General features: G+C 58.2%; 15 protein-coding genes and 1 riboswitch. Of the genes, 14 read left to right on the top strand and 1 reads right to left on the bottom strand.

The features are described from left to right. Positions 1 to 993 carry an ABC transporter substrate-binding protein gene (locus ACXJJY_RS09000; RefSeq protein WP_456387145.1) on the top strand — a complete coding sequence of 331 codons (993 nt, stop codon included), beginning with the start codon at positions 1 to 3 and terminating at the stop codon, positions 991 to 993. A gap of 14 nt (positions 994 to 1007) precedes the next feature. After that, positions 1008 to 3743: a hybrid sensor histidine kinase/response regulator gene (locus ACXJJY_RS09005; RefSeq protein WP_456387147.1), complete on the top strand. Its 2736-nt coding sequence runs from the start codon at positions 1008 to 1010 to the stop codon at positions 3741 to 3743. An 89-nt stretch (positions 3744 to 3832) separates the two neighbouring features. On the opposite strand, the gene ACXJJY_RS09010 is transcribed toward ACXJJY_RS09005, so the two are convergent. Continuing rightward, on the bottom strand, positions 3833 to 4114 hold the full coding sequence (locus ACXJJY_RS09010; protein ID WP_456387149.1) for a hypothetical protein: 282 nt from the start codon (positions 4112 to 4114) through the stop codon (positions 3833 to 3835). 285 nt (positions 4115 to 4399) lie between these two features. On the opposite strand from ACXJJY_RS09010, the gene ACXJJY_RS09015 reads away from it, so the two are divergent. The 12 genes from ACXJJY_RS09015 to ACXJJY_RS09070 all read left to right on the top strand — a co-directional run bounded on the left by ACXJJY_RS09015 (position 4400) and on the right by ACXJJY_RS09070 (position 17364). Next, entirely contained in the window at positions 4400 to 6220 is a 1821-nt protein-coding gene (locus ACXJJY_RS09015) for a methyl-accepting chemotaxis protein (protein WP_456387151.1), read from the top strand. 52 nt (positions 6221 to 6272) lie between these two features. Next, positions 6273 to 6475: riboswitch (cobalamin riboswitch) on the top strand. 122 nt (positions 6476 to 6597) lie between these two features. After that, positions 6598 to 7587 carry a sirohydrochlorin cobaltochelatase gene (locus ACXJJY_RS09020; RefSeq protein ID WP_456387153.1) on the top strand — a complete coding sequence of 330 codons (990 nt, stop codon included), beginning with the start codon at positions 6598 to 6600 and terminating at the stop codon, positions 7585 to 7587. Further along, positions 7588 to 8619, top strand: coding sequence for a FecCD family ABC transporter permease (locus ACXJJY_RS09025; RefSeq protein ID WP_456387155.1), 1032 nt, complete (start codon positions 7588 to 7590; stop codon positions 8617 to 8619). It abuts the gene before it with no gap. Continuing rightward, positions 8616 to 9410 carry an ABC transporter ATP-binding protein gene (locus ACXJJY_RS09030; RefSeq protein WP_456387157.1) on the top strand — a complete coding sequence of 265 codons (795 nt, stop codon included), beginning with the start codon at positions 8616 to 8618 and terminating at the stop codon, positions 9408 to 9410. Before ACXJJY_RS09025 ends, ACXJJY_RS09030 begins: the two co-directional genes overlap by 4 nt. After that, positions 9407 to 10312, top strand: coding sequence for an ABC transporter substrate-binding protein (locus tag ACXJJY_RS09035; protein WP_456387159.1), 906 nt, complete (start codon positions 9407 to 9409; stop codon positions 10310 to 10312). The genes ACXJJY_RS09030 and ACXJJY_RS09035 overlap by 4 nt, the downstream gene beginning before the upstream one ends. Beyond that, the gene (locus ACXJJY_RS09040; RefSeq protein ID WP_456387161.1) at positions 10312 to 11688 is read left to right on the top strand and encodes a cobyrinic acid a,c-diamide synthase CobB; all 1377 of its coding nucleotides are present in this window, start codon (positions 10312 to 10314) and stop codon (positions 11686 to 11688) included. Before ACXJJY_RS09035 ends, ACXJJY_RS09040 begins: the two co-directional genes overlap by 1 nt. A gap of 18 nt (positions 11689 to 11706) precedes the next feature. After that, a complete protein-coding gene (locus ACXJJY_RS09045) occupies positions 11707 to 12363 on the top strand; it encodes a precorrin-8X methylmutase (protein WP_456387163.1) in 657 nt (218 codons plus the stop codon). 11 nt (positions 12364 to 12374) lie between these two features. Next, positions 12375 to 13556, top strand: coding sequence for a cobalt-precorrin-5B (C(1))-methyltransferase (locus ACXJJY_RS09050; RefSeq protein ID WP_456387165.1), 1182 nt, complete (start codon positions 12375 to 12377; stop codon positions 13554 to 13556). After that, positions 13525 to 14805 carry a precorrin-6y C5,15-methyltransferase (decarboxylating) subunit CbiE gene (gene cbiE / locus ACXJJY_RS09055; RefSeq protein WP_456387167.1) on the top strand — a complete coding sequence of 427 codons (1281 nt, stop codon included), beginning with the start codon at positions 13525 to 13527 and terminating at the stop codon, positions 14803 to 14805. The genes ACXJJY_RS09050 and cbiE overlap by 32 nt, the downstream gene beginning before the upstream one ends. Then, positions 14802 to 15614, top strand: coding sequence for a precorrin-2 C(20)-methyltransferase (gene cobI, locus ACXJJY_RS09060; RefSeq protein ID WP_456387169.1), 813 nt, complete (start codon positions 14802 to 14804; stop codon positions 15612 to 15614). The genes cbiE and cobI overlap by 4 nt, the downstream gene beginning before the upstream one ends. Further along, the gene (gene cobM / locus ACXJJY_RS09065; RefSeq protein WP_456387171.1) at positions 15611 to 16360 is read left to right on the top strand and encodes a precorrin-4 C(11)-methyltransferase; all 750 of its coding nucleotides are present in this window, start codon (positions 15611 to 15613) and stop codon (positions 16358 to 16360) included. Before cobI ends, cobM begins: the two co-directional genes overlap by 4 nt. Positions 16361 to 16374: 14 nt before the next feature. Further along, positions 16375 to 17364, top strand: a complete 990-nt coding sequence (locus ACXJJY_RS09070; RefSeq protein ID WP_456387173.1) for a cobalt-precorrin 5A hydrolase — start codon at positions 16375 to 16377, stop codon at positions 17362 to 17364. Positions 17365 to 17531 lie beyond the last annotated feature (167 nt).

Below are 17531 nucleotides of genomic sequence, written 5' to 3' on the forward strand. Positions count from 1 at the left end.
ATGTGCCCAGTCTACCGTCTCGCTCTCTTGTTCCTGTTTGCTTTTATCGGCACAGTTCAGGCTGAAGAGCCGAAAAAGGTTGTCTTCATTCGCTATCCCATTACCCCCAACGGTTTTGCCACCCTGGTCAGATCCTTCAAGTCCACCATGCAGGCGCATGGCTATGTGGAGAATGAAAACATCGTCTACGTCGATGTCCTGACCAGCACGGCCGACAGGTCCTCGGTGCCGGAGATCAGGGCGGCGGTGGATGCCCACCGGGCCACCGCGGACATGTTTATCACCTGTGGCTGGGTTTCCCTCTATGCCCGTGATCTGCTTCGTTCAAGCGATGTGGATCAGCTCTTTGTTCCGGTGCTGCGGTCCGTGGCCCTGAAGATGCTTGAATCGCTCACCAGGCCGCCGGAAACCAATCTTTCCGGGGTCTATCTTATGTATCCGCCGGAAAAAATCTTGCGCCTTGCCCGTCTTGTCATACCTGGTATGCGCCGTTACGCCTATGTCTACGATTCACGCATCCCGGCTGACATGGCCTTCAAGGCAGCCTATGAGTCACTGGCAGCCGATGACCGCCATGGGACCGAAGTCCTGTTTGCCGATCTCGCCCTGGGGGTTCCTGCTGTATTGAAGATTCTCAAAGACAGGAATGTCGATGTGTATGGCGGAATTGTCGGGGCTTTTCAGCACCGTCTGGAGCTTGCCCTCTCCGGACTGCCGGTTGTCACTTCTTTTACTCTGGATATTGAACGGGATGAGATCGACCGGTATGTCCGCCAGAGCAATGTGGTGGCCGGTCTGTTCAATTCCTTTGCCTATTGCGGCACGCAGGCGGCCGAGATGACCGCGGATATCTTAGACTCGAGAAAGACCATCCAGGAGACCATCCCCCGGCCGGCCCGTCAGATCGCGTTCATCAACCTGGTCGCGGCCTCCAGGCTGGGGCTGAGCATATCCTTCGATGCCCTGGAAGCCGTGGACATTGTCGTCCGCTGAGGAAGAAGAAGCCGATGGTTCTTCGTTTACCCCCGCCACTGCGTTCGGTCCGGACCCTGTTTCTCCTGGGCATGACTATTCTGATCCTGGTCCTGTCCCTGCCCCTTCTGTACTCCGGTATCCGGATCATGGACAACCTCATCGAGCAGTATGGCATGGAGTTGCTTGCCGGCGAGCTGCAGGCCAGGATCGCCCCGGTGGAACGCCGCTACGAGACCCTGCACCGGGTGGGTCTTGAAGACAGCCAGGTCCATCTTCAGGAGATCATGGACGATGGGTTGCGCAGTTTTGCCGCCTTCCGTTACAAGAATACCGGAACCATGTTTGTCGTTCGCAGTGACGGCACCATTCTGCTCTCTTCCGATTTTTCCGACTCTCGGTCACCGGGCTTTGCGGAATTTTTTTCATTGCTCAAAAAAGGATCCTCTCCTTTTGCATACCGCGTGGAGGACGCGGCGAAACGGGCTGTTTTTGAGTATTACGAGCCCTGGGACAGTTATGTCGGGCTGAGTATGGAGGATGCCGAGCTTCTTGCTCCACGGGACCTTTTCGTTCAGATCAACCTGGCGGTTCTGGTCCTGGTCGTTGCTGTTGCCCTGCTGTTCACCCAGGCACTGCAGAATTATCTGGTCGCGCCGTTGATCAGTCTGGCCGATTTTGTTTCCAGGGTTCAAAGCGGCGATTACCGGGCCAGACCTGTTGGCACCTATGTATACGAGCTTGGGATGCTCAGGGACGATCTGCTTGCCATGGTGGAAACTTTGCGGGCCAGGATGGAAGAAAGGGAGTTTCAGCTGCGCCGGATAAGAGAGCGCGAGGAGGAGCTTTCGCGGACATTGAAGGTGCTGCAGGAAAAAGAACAGCGGTACAGGGCAATTTTCAATGCACCCAGTGACGCTATGGTTATCCATGATTTGGAAACCGGGGCTTTTCTGGAGGTCAATCGGGGCGCTGAAGAGATGTTTGGTTACACTGAGGACGAACTGAAGGAAAAGACCATTGCCGATCTAAGTCAGGGGGAAGCGCCCTACGGAAGAGACGAGTCCAGGGCCTGGCTTGACCGGGCCATGCGCGATGGATCGGTTCGTTTCGAGTGGCTGGGCAGGAGAAGGGACGGTACCCTGTTCTGGCTTGAGGTGGCCCTGCATGCGGTCAGGTTTGGCGAGCAGGACTATATCATTTCCGTGGCCCGGGATGTGGATGCCAGGAAGCGGGCCGAGCTTGAGCTGGCCCGGGAAAAAGAACAGTTGGCCGTGACCCTGCGCAGTATCGGTGACGGCGTAATCACCACTGATCTCGAGGGCCGGGTTGTGCTTCTCAATCGGGTTGCTGAACAGCTCACCGGGTGGAACGAGGAAGAGGCCCGGGGCCGGCCGTTGTCCGAGGTTTTTGCCATTGTCGATGAGCGGAGCGGTGATCCCCGCCCTGATCCGGCGGCTCTTGTTCTGCAGAGCGGAAAAATGATCGAGCTTGGCAACCATGTGGCTCTGGTGGCCAGAGACGGAACAAGACGATCGATCGCCGACTCGGCCGCCCCAATCCGTGGTCCGGAGCGGAATCTTGTCGGGGTGGTGGTGGTCTTTCGTGACGTGACCGAGAAATACCGCATGGAGCAGGAATTGCTCAAGGTGAAGAAGCTTGAGTCCGTCGGGGTGCTTGCAGGCGGGATCGCCCATGACTTCAATAACATTCTGGCAGCTATACAGGGTAATATCAACCTTGCCAGGGCCCGGCTTGGGTCTGTGGCTGAGCAGGCCGGCCCGGTAGATGAGTTGCTGGTCCAGGCGGAAAAGGCGGCTGAGCAGGCCGGCCATCTGGCCACCCAGCTGCTGACCTTTGCCCGCGGCGGAGAGCCGGTAAAGCAGACGTCCCATCTTTCGGAAATCATTCGCGAGGCAGCAGGTTTTGTCCTTCGAGGCAGCTCGGTTCAATGCAGGTTCGATCTGGCCCCTGACCTGTGGCCGGCCGAGATCGATCCGGGGCAGATCAGCCAGGTTATCCAGAATATCATTCTCAATGCACGACAGGTCATGAGCGAGGGCGGCCTTATCCAGGTCAGGGCTGAAAACTGCGAGGTCTGTATTGGCAGGAACAGGACAACGCCCAAGCGATGTGTGCAGATCGTTATCAGTGACAACGGGCCGGGCGTTCCTCCTGAGGTGGTGGAAAAAATATTTGATCCTTATTTTTCTCTCCGGGATGGTGGCAGCGGCCTGGGGCTTGCCATCTGTCACTCCATCATTGACAAGCACGACGGACGGATCAGCGTCAGCTCCCGCTCTGGAAAGGGAACGAGCTTTACTATTTTGCTGCCGGTGGGAGAGGTCTCTGCACCACAGGAAGAGACAGATGCGCAGTATTCCTCATCACGGAAGCAGGCCCGTGTCCTGCTTATGGATGACGACCCCATGATTCGGGACATGCTGACCCAGATGCTTGTTTTTATCGGGCACCAGGTCCATGCCGTGAGTGACGGGCAGGAGGCGGTCGACAGTTACAGGGATGCGCTGGCACAAGGGAATCCTTACGATCTGGTGATCCTGGATTTGACCGTCCCCGGGGGCATGGGAGGGCAGGAGGCGGTCCGCAGGCTGCTCGAGGTCGATCCTGAAGCCAGGGTTGTTGTTTCCAGCGGCTATTCCAATGATCCGGTGATGGCAGAGTATCAGCGGTTTGGATTCAGGGCGGCGATTTCCAAGCCTTTCAACCTGGAAGATGTAAAGCGAGTTTTTCACTCTTTGGGATTTTGAAGGCCTGTCAGGCCGTTGAAAAACTACTGCGCTTTTTCGCCTCATTTTTCCTTGTCTCATCTTTACTCGTTACGTTTTTCAACAGCCTGCTATTGAGTTTTTGTGTTGCGCGGCCACAGGTGTGATCGATCTTGTCCCCCGGCCCGGTGGTTTTGAGAACGGGTGATGTTTTTTCTCTCAGGGGGCGGAGCGGTGGAATGGTTCTTGAGATGACTGACCCAGCATTGCCAGGGCCGGATGTCTTCGGTGCAGGCAAAAGGGCAGCCGGAGAAATCCGGCTCGCGAATGGGACAGAGCCCGCATTTGAGGTTACAGATCAGTTTCGCAGCCTTTTCAAGAGCCCTTTCGGTGCGGTCATGTGTATGGTTCATGGTGGTCCTCCTTTTGGCATACGCATATTATCTTCATAGACAGTACCGTCTCCTTGTTTGGTCTTGATTAGAAAAAGATGAAAAAGCAGTCACAACCTGTTTTCCTGCTTATCCCTCCCCATCCTGCGGATTCATGCCCGGGTGTGAATTCGAGCCGATTCGAAAACAAATCTTAACCAAACACTAATTTTTTTTGACTACGATTCCTGCATGTTGCAGATCTGTCGCTGCGACAGTGCCACCTGGTGGCATATTGTGAATACCAGTGCAGGAGGATACATTATAATGTTGCAATGGCTGACAAAGAGGAAATGGATTACGGTCGGGACCAAGATTCTTTTCGGGGTAGCCCTGGTTTCCAACCTGTTTATAGGGGCTTTGCTCTATGTCAACCACCAGTCCAGCCGGACTGTCCAGCAGACCGTGGATGATGTTTTACAGATTCGGGAGCAGCTCAGTTCAAATCTCCGTTCGACCATCTTTCAGCTCCAGGACGAATTTATCAGGCTGCCGGAGTTTTTCCAGGTGGATCGCCGGGCTGAAGTACTTGCGGGCGTGGATCGTGATTTCCAGGTCGAGGGCCGGGAAACCCTGGTCGGTCGCCAGGCCTACAGGTCTCTCTACTCCAGGGCTGAGCGCCGGGACCTGGCCCGGAACCGGATGGTGGTCCAGGAGCGGGATGGGAAGCTGGTGTTATCCTATGGTGTGTTTGACAGCGGCAATAATTTCACCGAGAAGGTGGAGCGGTTGACCATCCAGAGCAAGAACCCATCAGGAGATGCGGCCCGCCTGCGGGAACTGATTGCGCGGTTGGAGGACCAGGCCGGAGAGGTGGAGGCTCTGCAGCTAAAGATTCGGGAGCTTGGCCTCAAGGTTGCCGACGAGAGTCTCAGGGCCGAGAAAATCAGGACAGAGATTCTTGATCATGTGGAAGAAATCAATGCCATGGAAAAGAGGCTGGCCGCGGTCCGCGTGCAGCAGCAGCATTTCACTCTTGGTATGGGCGTGCTGGCCATAATCGCCAATATGGTCGCCCTGTTCTTTCTTACTCGTGTTATCGTTGAACGGCCACTGTACCGGTTGACACGCATTATAGACGAAATCCGGGCCGGCCGGTTTCCCGATATTCCCTGTCAGCAGCGGGGTGACCAGATAGGGGTCCTGTCCGGAGCGATCAAAAATTTTCGCGAGGCCCTGGCCGAGCTGCAGATGGAGGACCGGCGCAAGGCAAAGGAAAAAAACATCATAGATGAACTGATAGAATCCATTGCCACCGTGGTACACGGCCTGGAACAGAGGGCCAGGCAGCTGGTTGAGATGTCGGAAACGATGCAGGAGCTGGCGGCCACCACGGGCAGCCAGTCGGAGAACGCTACTGTGCGGGCCCGTGATACGGCGGAGCATACGCAAAATGTCTCGCAGGCCACCGGGCAGCTGCGGCAGACTGTGGAAGGAATCAGTGGTCGGATTGCCAGCCAGAACGATCTGGTGGCCGGAATCGTACACGGGGTGACGGTCTCCCATGGCAATATACGTCAGCTCCAGAGGGCCATCGGGGATATTGGCGGGATTATAGGCCTGGTAAGGGAAATTACCGATCAGACCAAGCTGCTGGCTCTCAATGCGACTATCGAGGCGGCCCGGGCCGGTGCTGCCGGCAAAGGGTTTGCAGTGGTTGCCAGCGAAGTCAAGGATCTGTCCCTGGAAACAGAGCAGGCAACCCAGGATGTTATGGACAAGGTGCATGCCATTGAAAGAGCCAGCCAGACCTTTGTCGACAACCTCCATGACATCGAGCAAAGGGTTCAGGATCTCAACATGATTACCGCCGATATAACCGCTGCTGTGGTTGAACAGCAGGAGGTGGCAACCACCATCGCCGGATTGAGTTCCCAGACATCGGAAAACACCAGGATGGTTTCGGCCAGCATAACCATGGTCAACGAGGCCGCGCTCCGGGCCCGGGAGTTGTCCCGCCAGGTCCACGAATATTCCGATGAGATAGCGGGGCAGCTGACCAGCCTTCTTGCTGAGACTACGACCAAACTCCGTTACCTTGGCCGGGACAGGGGGGGCGAGGAGCTGGCCGTGGAAGGGGCTGGATAGGGCTGTCGCGTTGGCAGGAGGCTTTGCCTTGACTTGGAAACCGCCTTTTAGTATGCTGATCCTGTTTTCAGGTGTCCGCATATGTGGATGAAAAGGGAACCCGGTGCAAGTCCGGGGCGGGCCCGCCGCTGTAACCGGGGACAAATCCTGCAATCTGTCGAAGGCAGAGAATGCCACTGGCCGCTTGGCGGCTGGGAAGGCGCGGGAGGAGGCTGATCCGGGAGCCAGAAGACCTGCCTGAAAAATACTCCGTGGCCGACGGCAAAGGCACAGGGAGACTTGGAGAGACTCTGGGATAAAGACGGGACATCCTGGATCAATGTAACAATTGGTCCGGGATTTTTTTATTTCCGGACCGTACAAGAAGGAGGTTTCACATGAAGTTGAAATCGGTTTTTTGGGCGGTGCTGATCCTGTTTTTTCTGTCAGCGGCAACCTGTTATTCCAGTGGAGAGTACAAGGTGGAACATAAAAGCGCCATAGTTCTTGCCATGTTCGGAACCACGGTGGAGCCGGCCCTGCAGGGGCTTTTGAATATTCGGGAGAAAGTCGTGTCCAGGTATTCGGAAACGCCGGTCCGGGTTGCCTTTACCTCAAACATCATTCGCAAGAAATGGCAGCAGAGGGCCCAGGATCCCGAATATATCAAGGCCCATCCGGAGATACCTGCCGATATTCTCCATGTCAAGACCCCGTTGGCCACCATTGCCGATCTCCAGGACCAGGGATACGATACCATTGTCGTTCAACCGACTCATATCGCCATGGGTGAGGAGTTTCTCGACCTGGAAACCTATGTGGATGGACTGATGAGCATGGGCACGGTGAAAAAAGCCAAGTACAAGCCCTTCCATAAAATTGCCCTGGGACGTCCGGCGCTTGGCACCTACGGAACCGCTCACCCCTATGATGCTGATGTTATGAAAGCGGCCCGGGCCCTGGCCGTGGACGCGGATCTGGCCCGCCGTGAAAAGGCTGCCCTTGTGTATATGGGTCATGGAAACGAATACTTTCCTTCTGCCGGTTCCTACCTGGAGCTGGCCGACCGCATGCGTCAGCTCTATCCCGACGTCCTGACCCTGATCGGCAACGTGGAAGGGTTTCCGGCCCTGGAAGATGTACTTGATTCGCTCAGGCATGCCGGGGTGAAAAAAGTCGTGCTCAAGCCTTTCATGGTGGTGGCCGGTGACCATGCCATGAATGACATGGCCGGTGACGGGGAGGATTCCTGGAAGAGTGTGCTGGAGAAGAACAATATCCAGGTAATCGCGGTCAGGAAGGGGTTGGGAGAAAACGATAAGTTTGCTGACATCTTTGTGCAGCATCTGGTCGATGCCGCAAGTGATGCCGGCATCCAGCTCAAGTAGATGTCTGGCTGGCGGGGATCCTCTCCACTACTCCTCGTCGTCCTGGCCGGCCTGCTGGTCGCGGGCATGGTTCTGTCCGCCACCATGGGCTACATGAGGATCCCTGCCATTGATGTCCTTAATCTGATCCGTGATCGAATCCTGGGGCTGAACGGTTCCGGAGACCCTGTGTCTGCCGCAGTGGTCCTTAACGTCAGGCTGCCCCGGATAATCGAGTCGGTCCTGGTGGGCGGGATGCTGGCTGTGTGCGGCGGGGTCTTTCAGGCCATTTTGCTCAATCCGCTGGCCGATCCATACACCCTTGGCATTTCTTCCGGAGCAGCCTTTGGCGCCTCGCTGGTTATTGTGCTCCAGGTCTTCGGGTTGTCTCTGCCCCAGTTCATATCCGTACCCTTGTTCGCTTTTGGCGGCGGGGTGGCAACCCTGGCGGTGGTGCTGTCGCTTGCCGCGGGTGACCGGCGTCTCTCCTCCACCAGCCTGATCCTCTCCGGGGTCATTGTCGCAGCGATTCTGTCGGCGGCAATCGGTTTTCTCAAGTTTCTGGCCGACGAACAGGTGGGGGTGATCATTTTCTGGCTCATGGGGAGCCTGTCCGGGGCCTCCTGGCAGGACATTCTCGTCCTGGTACCGGTGGCGCTTGGCGGGTTTTTGATCGTGCTGCTCCATGGCAGGGATCTCAACGTCATGGCGACAGGTGAGAGAACCGCTGTGACCATGGGCGTTGACACTGTCCGCCTGCGGCGCACGCTCCTTGTCACCTGTACCCTGATGGCCTCTGTTTGTGTGGCCGTGGCCGGGATCATAGGTTTTGTCGGCTTGATCGTACCACATCTGCTCCGCTCGGTGATAGGTCCGGACAATCGCTGGCTTCTGGCCCTGTCCTTTTTCGGAGGGGGGCTGTTGCTGCTCTTTGCCGATACCCTGACCAGGGCCGTGCTGCCTGCCGAGGTGCCTATTGGTGTCCTTACCGCCCTGATCGGCGGGCCGTTTTTCTGTGTGATATTCAAGAGAAAACTGAGGGAGCAACAATGACGGTTCTGGCAGCGGAGCAGGTTTCGTTTGCCTACGGCAGCCAGGGGGTGCTTGTCGGCGTGGATTTGGCCTGCAGGGAAGGGTTCTGCTACGGAATCCTGGGTCCCAACGGTAGCGGCAAGACTACTCTGCTCGATCTTTTCTGCGGCCTGTTGCATCCCGGGGAGGGGAGATTGATCTTCATGGGCCGGGAGCTGCGGAGGTGGCCTCTCAGGGACCTGGCCCGCCGTCTGGCTCTGGTTCCGCAGGAATTTGCCATTCGCTTTGGCTTTACCGTGCGTGACGTGGTCGCCATGGGCCGCCATCCGCACCTGCATCGGTTCGCGAGCCTTGATCCCGGCGATCACCTCCTGGTGGAACAGACCATGGAGGAGCTCGGGATCAATCATCTGGCTGACCGACCGGTGACCCGGTTGTCCGGCGGGGAAAAACAACGGGTGGCTGTGGCCAGGGCCCTGGTCCAGGAGCCCAGGGTGCTGCTGCTTGACGAGGCCACCTCCAACCTGGACATCTACCACACGCTGGCTATTCTGGAGGTGATCAGGCGTCGAATCCGTGACAACGGCCTGACTGTGGTCGCTGCCATGCACGACCTGAACCTGGCGGCCTGGTTCTGTGACGAGTTGGTTTTTTTGAAAAAAGGACGTGTGGTAAGCCGGGGTCGGGTGGGTCAGGTCCTGGTACCGGAAATCATCGATGAGGTCTACGGGGTGTGCTCCCGGGTACGCCGGGACGGGTTTACCGGCGGACTCCAGGTCAGTTTTAAACAAAGACGCGAGGAAGCGGCATGAAACCTCGATACATTGTCACCTGCCTGCTGGCACTGTGCTTTTTTCTGACCGCTGGTGGTCCGGCGCGTTCTGCTCTCCTGCGCGACAGTGACAACCGGATGATAGTATTTGAACGCCCTTTTTCCCGGATTATCTCTCTTTATCCCGCCCACACCCGGAATCTCCTGGACATGGGCCTGGAACCGGAGAAAATTATCGCCGTGGGACGCAGCGACCGTCAGCTTGATCGGCCCAGGGTCGGTTTTCGAGACGATCCGGAACGGTTGCTTGCTCTGGAGCCCGACCTGGTCCTGATCCGGCCAATGATTAGCCGCGCCTATCCTCAGCTTGTCAAACGTCTCGAGCTGAGTGGGGTCACTGTGGTTTCCCTGCAGCCTGCCTCCGTGGACCGGCTTTTCTGGTACTGGGAAACCCTGGGCCGATTGACCGGAAAGGAGGATGGGGTTCGGACCATGATCGGCCGTTTCGGCCGCGAGCTGGAGTTCATTCGGCGTCAGGTGGAGCTGATTCCGGCCGGGAAGCGCAAAAAGGTCTATTTTGAGGCCATTCACCGGCGGATGAAGACCTTTGCTCCCGGGTCCATGGCCATTTTTGTTCTCGAATCCGCCGGCGGGGTCAATGTGGCCACCGATGCGCTCCAGGTGCGCAATACCAATATTGCAGCCTATGGCAAGGAAAGGATCCTGGCCCAGGCTGCGGAGATAGATGTCTTTCTGGCCCAGAAGGGACGGATGAACCCTGTGACCGTGGAGATGATTCGCAGCGAACCAGGGTTTGAGGTGATCAAGGCGGTCCGTAATGGTCAGATTTACCTGGTGGACGAAAAACTGGTCTCCCGGCCCACCCTGGGACTGCTTGACGGTATAAGAACAGTGTTTGATATTCTCTACCCAAAGCGGTGATGGACCACGGACCGGCTATACTCATCGCCGGGACGCATTCCGGTTGCGGCAAGACCACGGTGAGCCTGGGCATCATGGCGGCTCTTCGGGCCAGGGGCCATGATGTGCAGCCGTTCAAGTGCGGGCCGGACTTCATCGATCCCACCCTCCACCAGGCAGTGACCGGTCGCGTGTCTCGGAACCTGGATCTGCGCATGTGCGGCGAGGATTTTGTCCGCTCCTGTTTCAACTCTTACCGTTCCGCCAGGCCCGGGATTTCTGTGATTGAAGGAGTTATGGGGCTCTATGACGGGGAGGTGGGGTCGGCCGCCCACCTGGCCCGGCTTCTTAATCTGCCTGTCCTTCTGGTGGTGGATGTCCGGTCGGCCGCCCAGTCTGTGGCTGCGGTGGTACATGGGTTCGCCTCCCTGGATCCCGGGGTGCACCTGGCCGGAGTAGTGTTGAACCGGGTGGGCAGCGCCAGGCACCGTCAGCTGATCGAGGAGGCCCTGGGCCGGTACTGTGATCTTCCGATTGTCGGTTTTTTGCCCCGTAACCAGGAGTTGACCATTCCGTCCCGTCACCTGGGGCTGCACATGGGCTCGGAACACAGGCTGGCCCTGGAGAGGCTTGCCCGGTTCATGGACGAACACCTGGATCTGGACCTGCTCCTGGAGCTGGCGAAGCAGACGAGATCAGGACACGAGGGCTCCCGGCCAGAAGCTTCTCCCGCTACCTCGCTGCAGACGGATGAAACGGTGCGGATCGGCGTTGCCCGGGATGAAGCCTTTTGTTTTTATTACCAGGATAACCTGGATATGCTCAGTGACGCCGGAGCGCAGTTGGTGGAGTTCAGCCCCATCCATGATGCGATTTTACCGGAAGGACTCGATGGGCTCTATCTTGGTGGTGGCTATCCGGAGCTTTTTGCCCGGCAACTCAGCGCCAATAAAACCATGCGGACAGCCATAAAAGAGTTTGCCAGGTCCGGGTGTCCCGTGTATGCCGAGTGTGGCGGTTTTATGTACCTGACCCGGTCCATCGTTTGTCTTCAGCACACTATGGACCAGGAGGGCGTGGAATATCCCATGGCCGGGGTTTTTCCGGTGACGGCCCGCATGCAGGCCCGGCTGCGCCGGCTTGGCTACCGGCAGGTGGTTCAGAAACGGGCCGGATTCTTTGGTCCTGCCGGCCGGAAACTGTTCGGACACGAGTTTCATTACTCGACCATTGATCCCATGCCCGAACACGTGGAACGGGTCTACTGCCTGGAGGACGGTCGGCATGAAGGTTACCGGATTTATAATACCCTGGCCGGATACCTGCACCTGCACTGGGGCCAGACTCCGGAGGCGGCCCGGAATTTTGTTCAGGCCTGCAGGGATCTGGCCGGCTAAAACTTCAAGGATACTGTTGTGCACAAGGTTTCACCAGAAATTGACATAAGGAAAATCGCGCCCCGCGATATCGAGGCTGAAAGTTTCCGCATTATCGAACGGGAACTCACTTCCCGGGACCATCCGGTTCTGGCCACCCTTACCCCGGAAGAATTTGGTGTTGTCCGGCGCTGTATCCATGCAACCGGTGATTTTTCCTTTGCCGATACCATGCGTTTTCATCCCCGGGCGGTTACTGCAGGTCTTGCTGCCATCCGGGCAGGAAAGAATATCCTGGTCGATGTCAACATGGCAGCGGCCGGTATTTCCGTGGCTCTGCTGGAGCGGTTCGGCGGCCGGGTCATTTGCCGCATCGGCGAACCGGAAACCGCTGATCTGGCCCGGAGCAAGAACCTGACCCGTTCCGAGGCCGCATTTCTCAGGGCGAGCCGGGATAACATCGGCATTGTCGCCATTGGCAACGCACCTACGGCCCTGCTTCAGACCATGGAAATGATCCATACAGGGCTCTTTGAGCCAGATCTGGTCATCGGGGTGCCGGTCGGTTTTGTCAATGCACTGGAATCCAAGGAAATTCTGGCCAGAAAGCCCTATCCCCACATCACGGCTCTGGGTCGAAAGGGGGGAACACCGGTGGCAGTGGCCAGTGTCAATGCCCTGCTTCGGCTGGCGTGACCGGGAAAACATTGACAACATCAGAAAAGACAAAGAGATTGCGTTCCGGCTTCACCACCGGTGCCTGCGCCGCGGCCGCGGCCAAGGGGGCGACCCTGCTTTTGCTGCGGGAGCGCCGGCCGGACTCGGTGGAAATACCTTTCCCCACCGGTGACCGGCATGGTTTTATGCTTCACTCCTGCTGCCTGCAGGATGACCAGGCCACGGTCTCGGTGATCAAGGACGCTGGTGATGATCCCGATGTGACCAACGGGGCCGAGATCATAGCCGTGGTTGAGCCCGGAGAGATGGACGGCGGGGACTGGCTGACGCTTTGTGGCGGCCCCGGGGTCGGGACGGTGACAAAACCCGGGTTGCCGATCGCGCCTGGTGAGCCTGCCATCAACCCCGTACCACGGCAGATGATCCGCAAGGCCCTGCAGGAGGCCCTGGTCGAGGTGAGCAGTGTGTCGAAGACAGACGGTGTGTCGAAGACAGACGGTGTGTCGAAGACTGACTGGCAGCCATTGCCCCTCAAGGTGACCATCTGTGTCCGGGACGGGGAACTGCTGGCGGAGAAGACCCTCAACAAAAGGCTTGGTATTGTCGGCGGCCTCTCCATCCTCGGCACGACCGGCATTGTCAGGCCGATCTCTGCCAGGGCCTGGACCGACACCATAGATGCTTCCATGAAGGTGGCCCGGGCCGCAGGGCTTAACGAGGTGCTCCTGTCCACCGGTCGTACTTCTGAGGCCGCGGTTCAGCGCTATCTCGAAGTCCGGCGGGGCGTTCCTCTGCCCGAGGAGGCCCAGGTGATGATGGGCGATTATCTGGCCTATGGACTCAAGGCGGCCCGCCGGCACGGTTTTGCCAGGATTCATCTGGCCGGCATGTGGGCCAAGGTCCTCAAATGTGCTCTTGGAATACCCCAGACCCACGTCCGGCACGGGGTCCTGGAGGTGCGTCAGGCCGTCGACCTGCTGGAGCGTCTGGGCCTGGATCGGGCCATTGCCGAAGAGCTTGCCGGTGCCAACACTGCGCGGGAAATTTATGAACGGCTCAGCTCAGCCGGCCGGACCGACCTGATCCGGGCCGTCTGCAAGGAGGCCGTGCAATATGCCAGGAGACGTTCGGGCCTTGACGTGGAACTCTACCTGGTAACCTCGGAGACAGGGGTGGTGTGTGTTGAAGGCAGACGGCATGTCCATGATTGAGTTGATCGGTGTGAGTGGCAATGTCCTGGATGAAACCGTTCGGGAAGTGATCGCCGGGTCTCGGGCTGTGGTAGCTTCCGGTCGGCATATGCGTCTGGTGGAGGATTTTTCCGGGCGGATTATCCCCATTGCGCCACTGCAAACCATGCTTGAGCGGCTGGCAACGGAGCTGGCCCAGGGGCCGGTAACGGTTCTGGCCTCGGGCGATCCGTTGTTTTTCGGCATCGGCCGGGCCCTGCTGGGGCGTTTTGGGCCAGACCGGCTGCGCATCCGTCCGGCCCTCTCAGCCATGCAGCTGGCCTGTGCCCGGTTCAAGACCCCCTGGGACGGCATGGTCTTTCTCAGCCTCCATGGTCGGGAGGCGGACACTCTTGTCAGTCAGGTCCTTATCGGTCTGCGACAGGCCGGTGATGGCAGGGTCATGCTCTTCACAGACCAGCACAACAGCCCGGACAGGATTTCTGCCCGGTTGCTCCAGACCCTGGAAGAATATGAAGCCGTGGAGCTGGCCCGAACCATCCGGGTTCAGGTGGGAGAAAATCTCGGACTGGCCGGTGAACAGATAACAGAGGGTGATTTGGCCCGGATCGCCAGCCGTTCTTTCGGGCCTCTAAACATGATGCTGATCAGTCGGGAAAGCGATGCGTTCGCCGGGCCGGTCCTGGGTCTGAATGAAGAGGAGCTGGTGCATTCCCGTGGACTTATCACCAAGGACGAGGTGCGGGCTGTAACCCTGCATACCCTTCGTCTGCCGCCTTCGGGGGTGTTCTGGGACGTGGGGGGAGGTTCTGGCTCGGTCAGCGTCGAGGCTGCACGTCTGTGTCCGTCCCTGAATGTTTTTTGTGTGGAACAAAAAGAGGAGCAGCAGGAAAATATCCGTGCCAATATCCGCAAACACCAGGCCTGGAATGTGCACCTGGTCAGCGGAGCAGCTCCGGACATATTGAATGGGCTGCCGGACCCTGAACGGATTTTTGTCGGTGGGTCCGGAGGACGCCTGAAAGAAATTATCGAAAACTGTGCCCGGCGTCTGAAGACGGGGGGCAGGCTGGTGGTCAACGCGGTGCTTGAAAGAACCGCTGAACAGGCGCCGAAGTACATGCTGAGTCATGGCCTGTCTGTTCGTGTCTCCAGGGTCGGTGTGAGCCGCTGGCAGGAGACCGGGGAAGAGTCACAGGTTGGAGAAGACAGACGTCGCCCCCGGCCGACAGGCATCAATCCCATAACCATAATCTGCGGAATCAAATGACGAGTATACAACCAAAAGGCCAACTGTTTCTTGTGGGCGTGGGGCCGGGAGATCCGGAACTGATGACCCTGCGGGCCGTACGTGTTTTACGGCAGGCACCGGTCTGGCTGGCGCCCAAGGGCAGAAAGAACGGCAGCAGCAGCGCCCTTAAGATTGCCGCATCCCAGGTGGACACCGCGGACAAGACCATTGTCGAGCTCCATTTCCCCATGAAAAAAGTTCGGCTGGGCCAGACACCTGATCCGGAATTGCAGGAAGGATGGAAAGCGGCTGCCGAAGCCGTACTCGATCATCTTGTCAGCGGCCGGGATGTGGCTTTTCCCACTCTTGGTGATCCGGCCCTCTATTCCACCGCCTTTTACCTTCTCACCACTCTTCACCAGCGATATCCCGATGTCCAGGCAACCATCATACCCGGAATCACGGCCATGGCCGCCTGTTCGGCCAATGTCGGCGCGCCGCTGGGGCTGGGTGACGACGTGGTCTCCATTGTCCCGGCTGTCTTTGACGATGAGCGGCTCCGGGATATTCTCACCCGTGTCGATGCCGTGGTCCTGATGAAGGTGCACCGCCGGCTCGCACCGGTGGTGGCCCTGCTCGATGAACTGGGGATCACAGATCAGGCCGTACTTGTTGAACGATGCGGTATGGAGGACCAGAGGATCTACACCGATGTCCGGGAGGCACTGGGTCGGGACCTGCATTATTTCACCACCATGCTGATCCGCCGGAGGGCGGTGGGCACCGGGCTGACCAGGTACGAGGGCTGTAATGAAAGGAGTCGGTCGATATGCAGGGAAATGGTATGAAGCCGGTCTGTTTTGTCGGTGCCGGTGCCGGAGACCCGGAGCTTTTGACTCTCAAGGGAAGAAGGATACTGGATGAGGCCGACGTGATCATCTATGCCGGCAGTCTGGTCAATCCGGAGCTGCTTGCCGGAGTGCGGGCCAAGGTCTATGATTCGGCGGGAATGGACCTTGACCGGATCATGGATATCATGATCAGGGCCCATCGTGAAGGTAAGAAAGTCGTCCGGCTCCATACCGGAGATCCGGCTATCTACGGCGCCATTCGGGAGCAAATGCAGTGTCTTGATGCAGAAGGTATCAAGTACGATGTGATCCCGGGAGTCAGCTCGGCCCTGGCCTCTGCAGCTGCGCTCAAGGTGGAGCTGACTGTGCCCGAGGTCACCCAGACCGTCATCTTCACCCGTCAGGCCGGAAGGACTCCGGTGCCGGAAAGGGAATCCTTACGGAACCTGGCCCGGATCCAGGCCTCCATGTGTGTCTTTCTTTCCGTCTCCATGATAGACAAGGTGGTGGATGAGCTGATCTGTGGCGGATATCCGGAGGATACTCCGGTGGCGGTGGTGGAAAAGGCGTCCTGGCCCGATGAACGTATTGTCCGCGGAACGCTTGCTGATATTGGTGACGAGGTCAGAAGCTCCGGGATTCGCAAGACGGCCATGATCCTGGTGGGACGGGCCCTGGCTGATGGCCCGGCCGCAGCATCCAGGCTTTATGACACCGGGTTCAGCCATGAATACAGGAAATAATGCGGACAGCGGTTTTGGCCATAACTCGAGGCGGCAGGGAAAAGGGTGAGCAGCTGGCCCGGTCGCTGGAGCAGGCTGATTTTTTCTTCTGCCGTGGCAGGCTCAGGGAGACCATTGCCAGGGTGTGGCAAGAGAGTGTCGACGACAGGCGATATGACGCCTTGGTCTGTATCATGTCCACCGGTATCGTGGTTCGAACCATTGGTCCGCTGCTGCAAGATAAACAGACCGATCCCGCAGTGGTGGTCTGCGATGAGGCTGGCCGTTTCGCCATTTCCCTGGTTTCCGGCCACGTTGGGGGTGCCAACACCCTGGCCGAACAGGTGGCCGACATCCTCGGGGGACAGGCAGTGATCACCACGGCCTCGGACGTACTGGGCAAAACTCCGCTGGACCTCTGGATCAGGGAGCAGGGATTTGTCGTGTCGGATCGTAAGGGGCTCACCCGGATCATGGGCAGGCTGGTGAACGGTCATATCATCCGTATCTGGAGTGAAGTTCCCCTGCCCGAGCTGCCTCCGGACATGGAAAAAACCGATGACCCCGGCAAGGCAGATCTCCTGGTAACCTGCCGGGCCGACATGGCAGTCAGGGGGGTGGTTCTGCATCCGAAAATACTGGTGGCCGGCATTGGCTGCAACCGCGGCACTGCGGCCCGGGAGATAGAACAGGCCCTGGCCGGGGCCTGTGCAGATCATAATCTGGCCCTTTTGTCCATAGCCCGCCTGGCTTCCATTGACCTCAAGCAGGATGAGAGGGGATTGCTTGAATTTGCCGGGATTCATGGCTATCCACTGGTTTTTTTTAACCGTGATCAACTCAACAGGGTCGACAATGTTTCCTCTTCCGATGTTGTCTTCAAGGCCACCGGTGCCAAGGGGGTGGCCGAGCCTGCCGCCATCCTTGCCGCAGAAAACGGCCGACTCCTTGTCCGGAAAATGAAATGGCCCAATGTCACCGTGGCTGTTGCTGTCCCTGCCTGGTTTCCGTGCCCGGTCCGGTGACGATATCAGTCCGGTATTGCAGTACGGCGGCCACGTGAACCGCGGCAACCGAATCATTCATGGAGGAGGTTGAGCTGGCAGAGGAAATGGTTGACCTGACCCACCAGTATGCTTCGTAACCCGTTGATCTTGTCCGTCTGTGTTGTGCAGGAGAAAGAAAGAAGCCC

The sequence above is a fragment of the Desulfolithobacter sp. genome, from assembly GCF_054025815.1.

Coding starts and splice junctions, on each gene's coding strand:
- ACXJJY_RS09030 (WP_456387157.1), top strand. CDS start 8,616: ATGACGGTTCTGGCAGCGGAGCAGGTTTCGTTTGCCTACGGCAGCCAG.
- ACXJJY_RS09020 (WP_456387153.1), top strand. CDS start 6,598: ATGAAGTTGAAATCGGTTTTTTGGGCGGTGCTGATCCTGTTTTTTCTG.
- ACXJJY_RS09000 (WP_456387145.1), top strand. CDS start 1: ATGTGCCCAGTCTACCGTCTCGCTCTCTTGTTCCTGTTTGCTTTTATC.
- cobM (WP_456387171.1), top strand. CDS start 15,611: ATGAAGCCGGTCTGTTTTGTCGGTGCCGGTGCCGGAGACCCGGAGCTT.
- ACXJJY_RS09010 (WP_456387149.1), bottom strand. CDS start 4,114: ATGAACCATACACATGACCGCACCGAAAGGGCTCTTGAAAAGGCTGCG.
- ACXJJY_RS09035 (WP_456387159.1), top strand. CDS start 9,407: ATGAAACCTCGATACATTGTCACCTGCCTGCTGGCACTGTGCTTTTTT.
- ACXJJY_RS09005 (WP_456387147.1), top strand. CDS start 1,008: ATGGTTCTTCGTTTACCCCCGCCACTGCGTTCGGTCCGGACCCTGTTT.
- ACXJJY_RS09025 (WP_456387155.1), top strand. CDS start 7,588: ATGTCTGGCTGGCGGGGATCCTCTCCACTACTCCTCGTCGTCCTGGCC.
- ACXJJY_RS09040 (WP_456387161.1), top strand. CDS start 10,312: ATGGACCACGGACCGGCTATACTCATCGCCGGGACGCATTCCGGTTGC.
- ACXJJY_RS09015 (WP_456387151.1), top strand. CDS start 4,400: ATGTTGCAATGGCTGACAAAGAGGAAATGGATTACGGTCGGGACCAAG.
- cobI (WP_456387169.1), top strand. CDS start 14,802: ATGACGAGTATACAACCAAAAGGCCAACTGTTTCTTGTGGGCGTGGGG.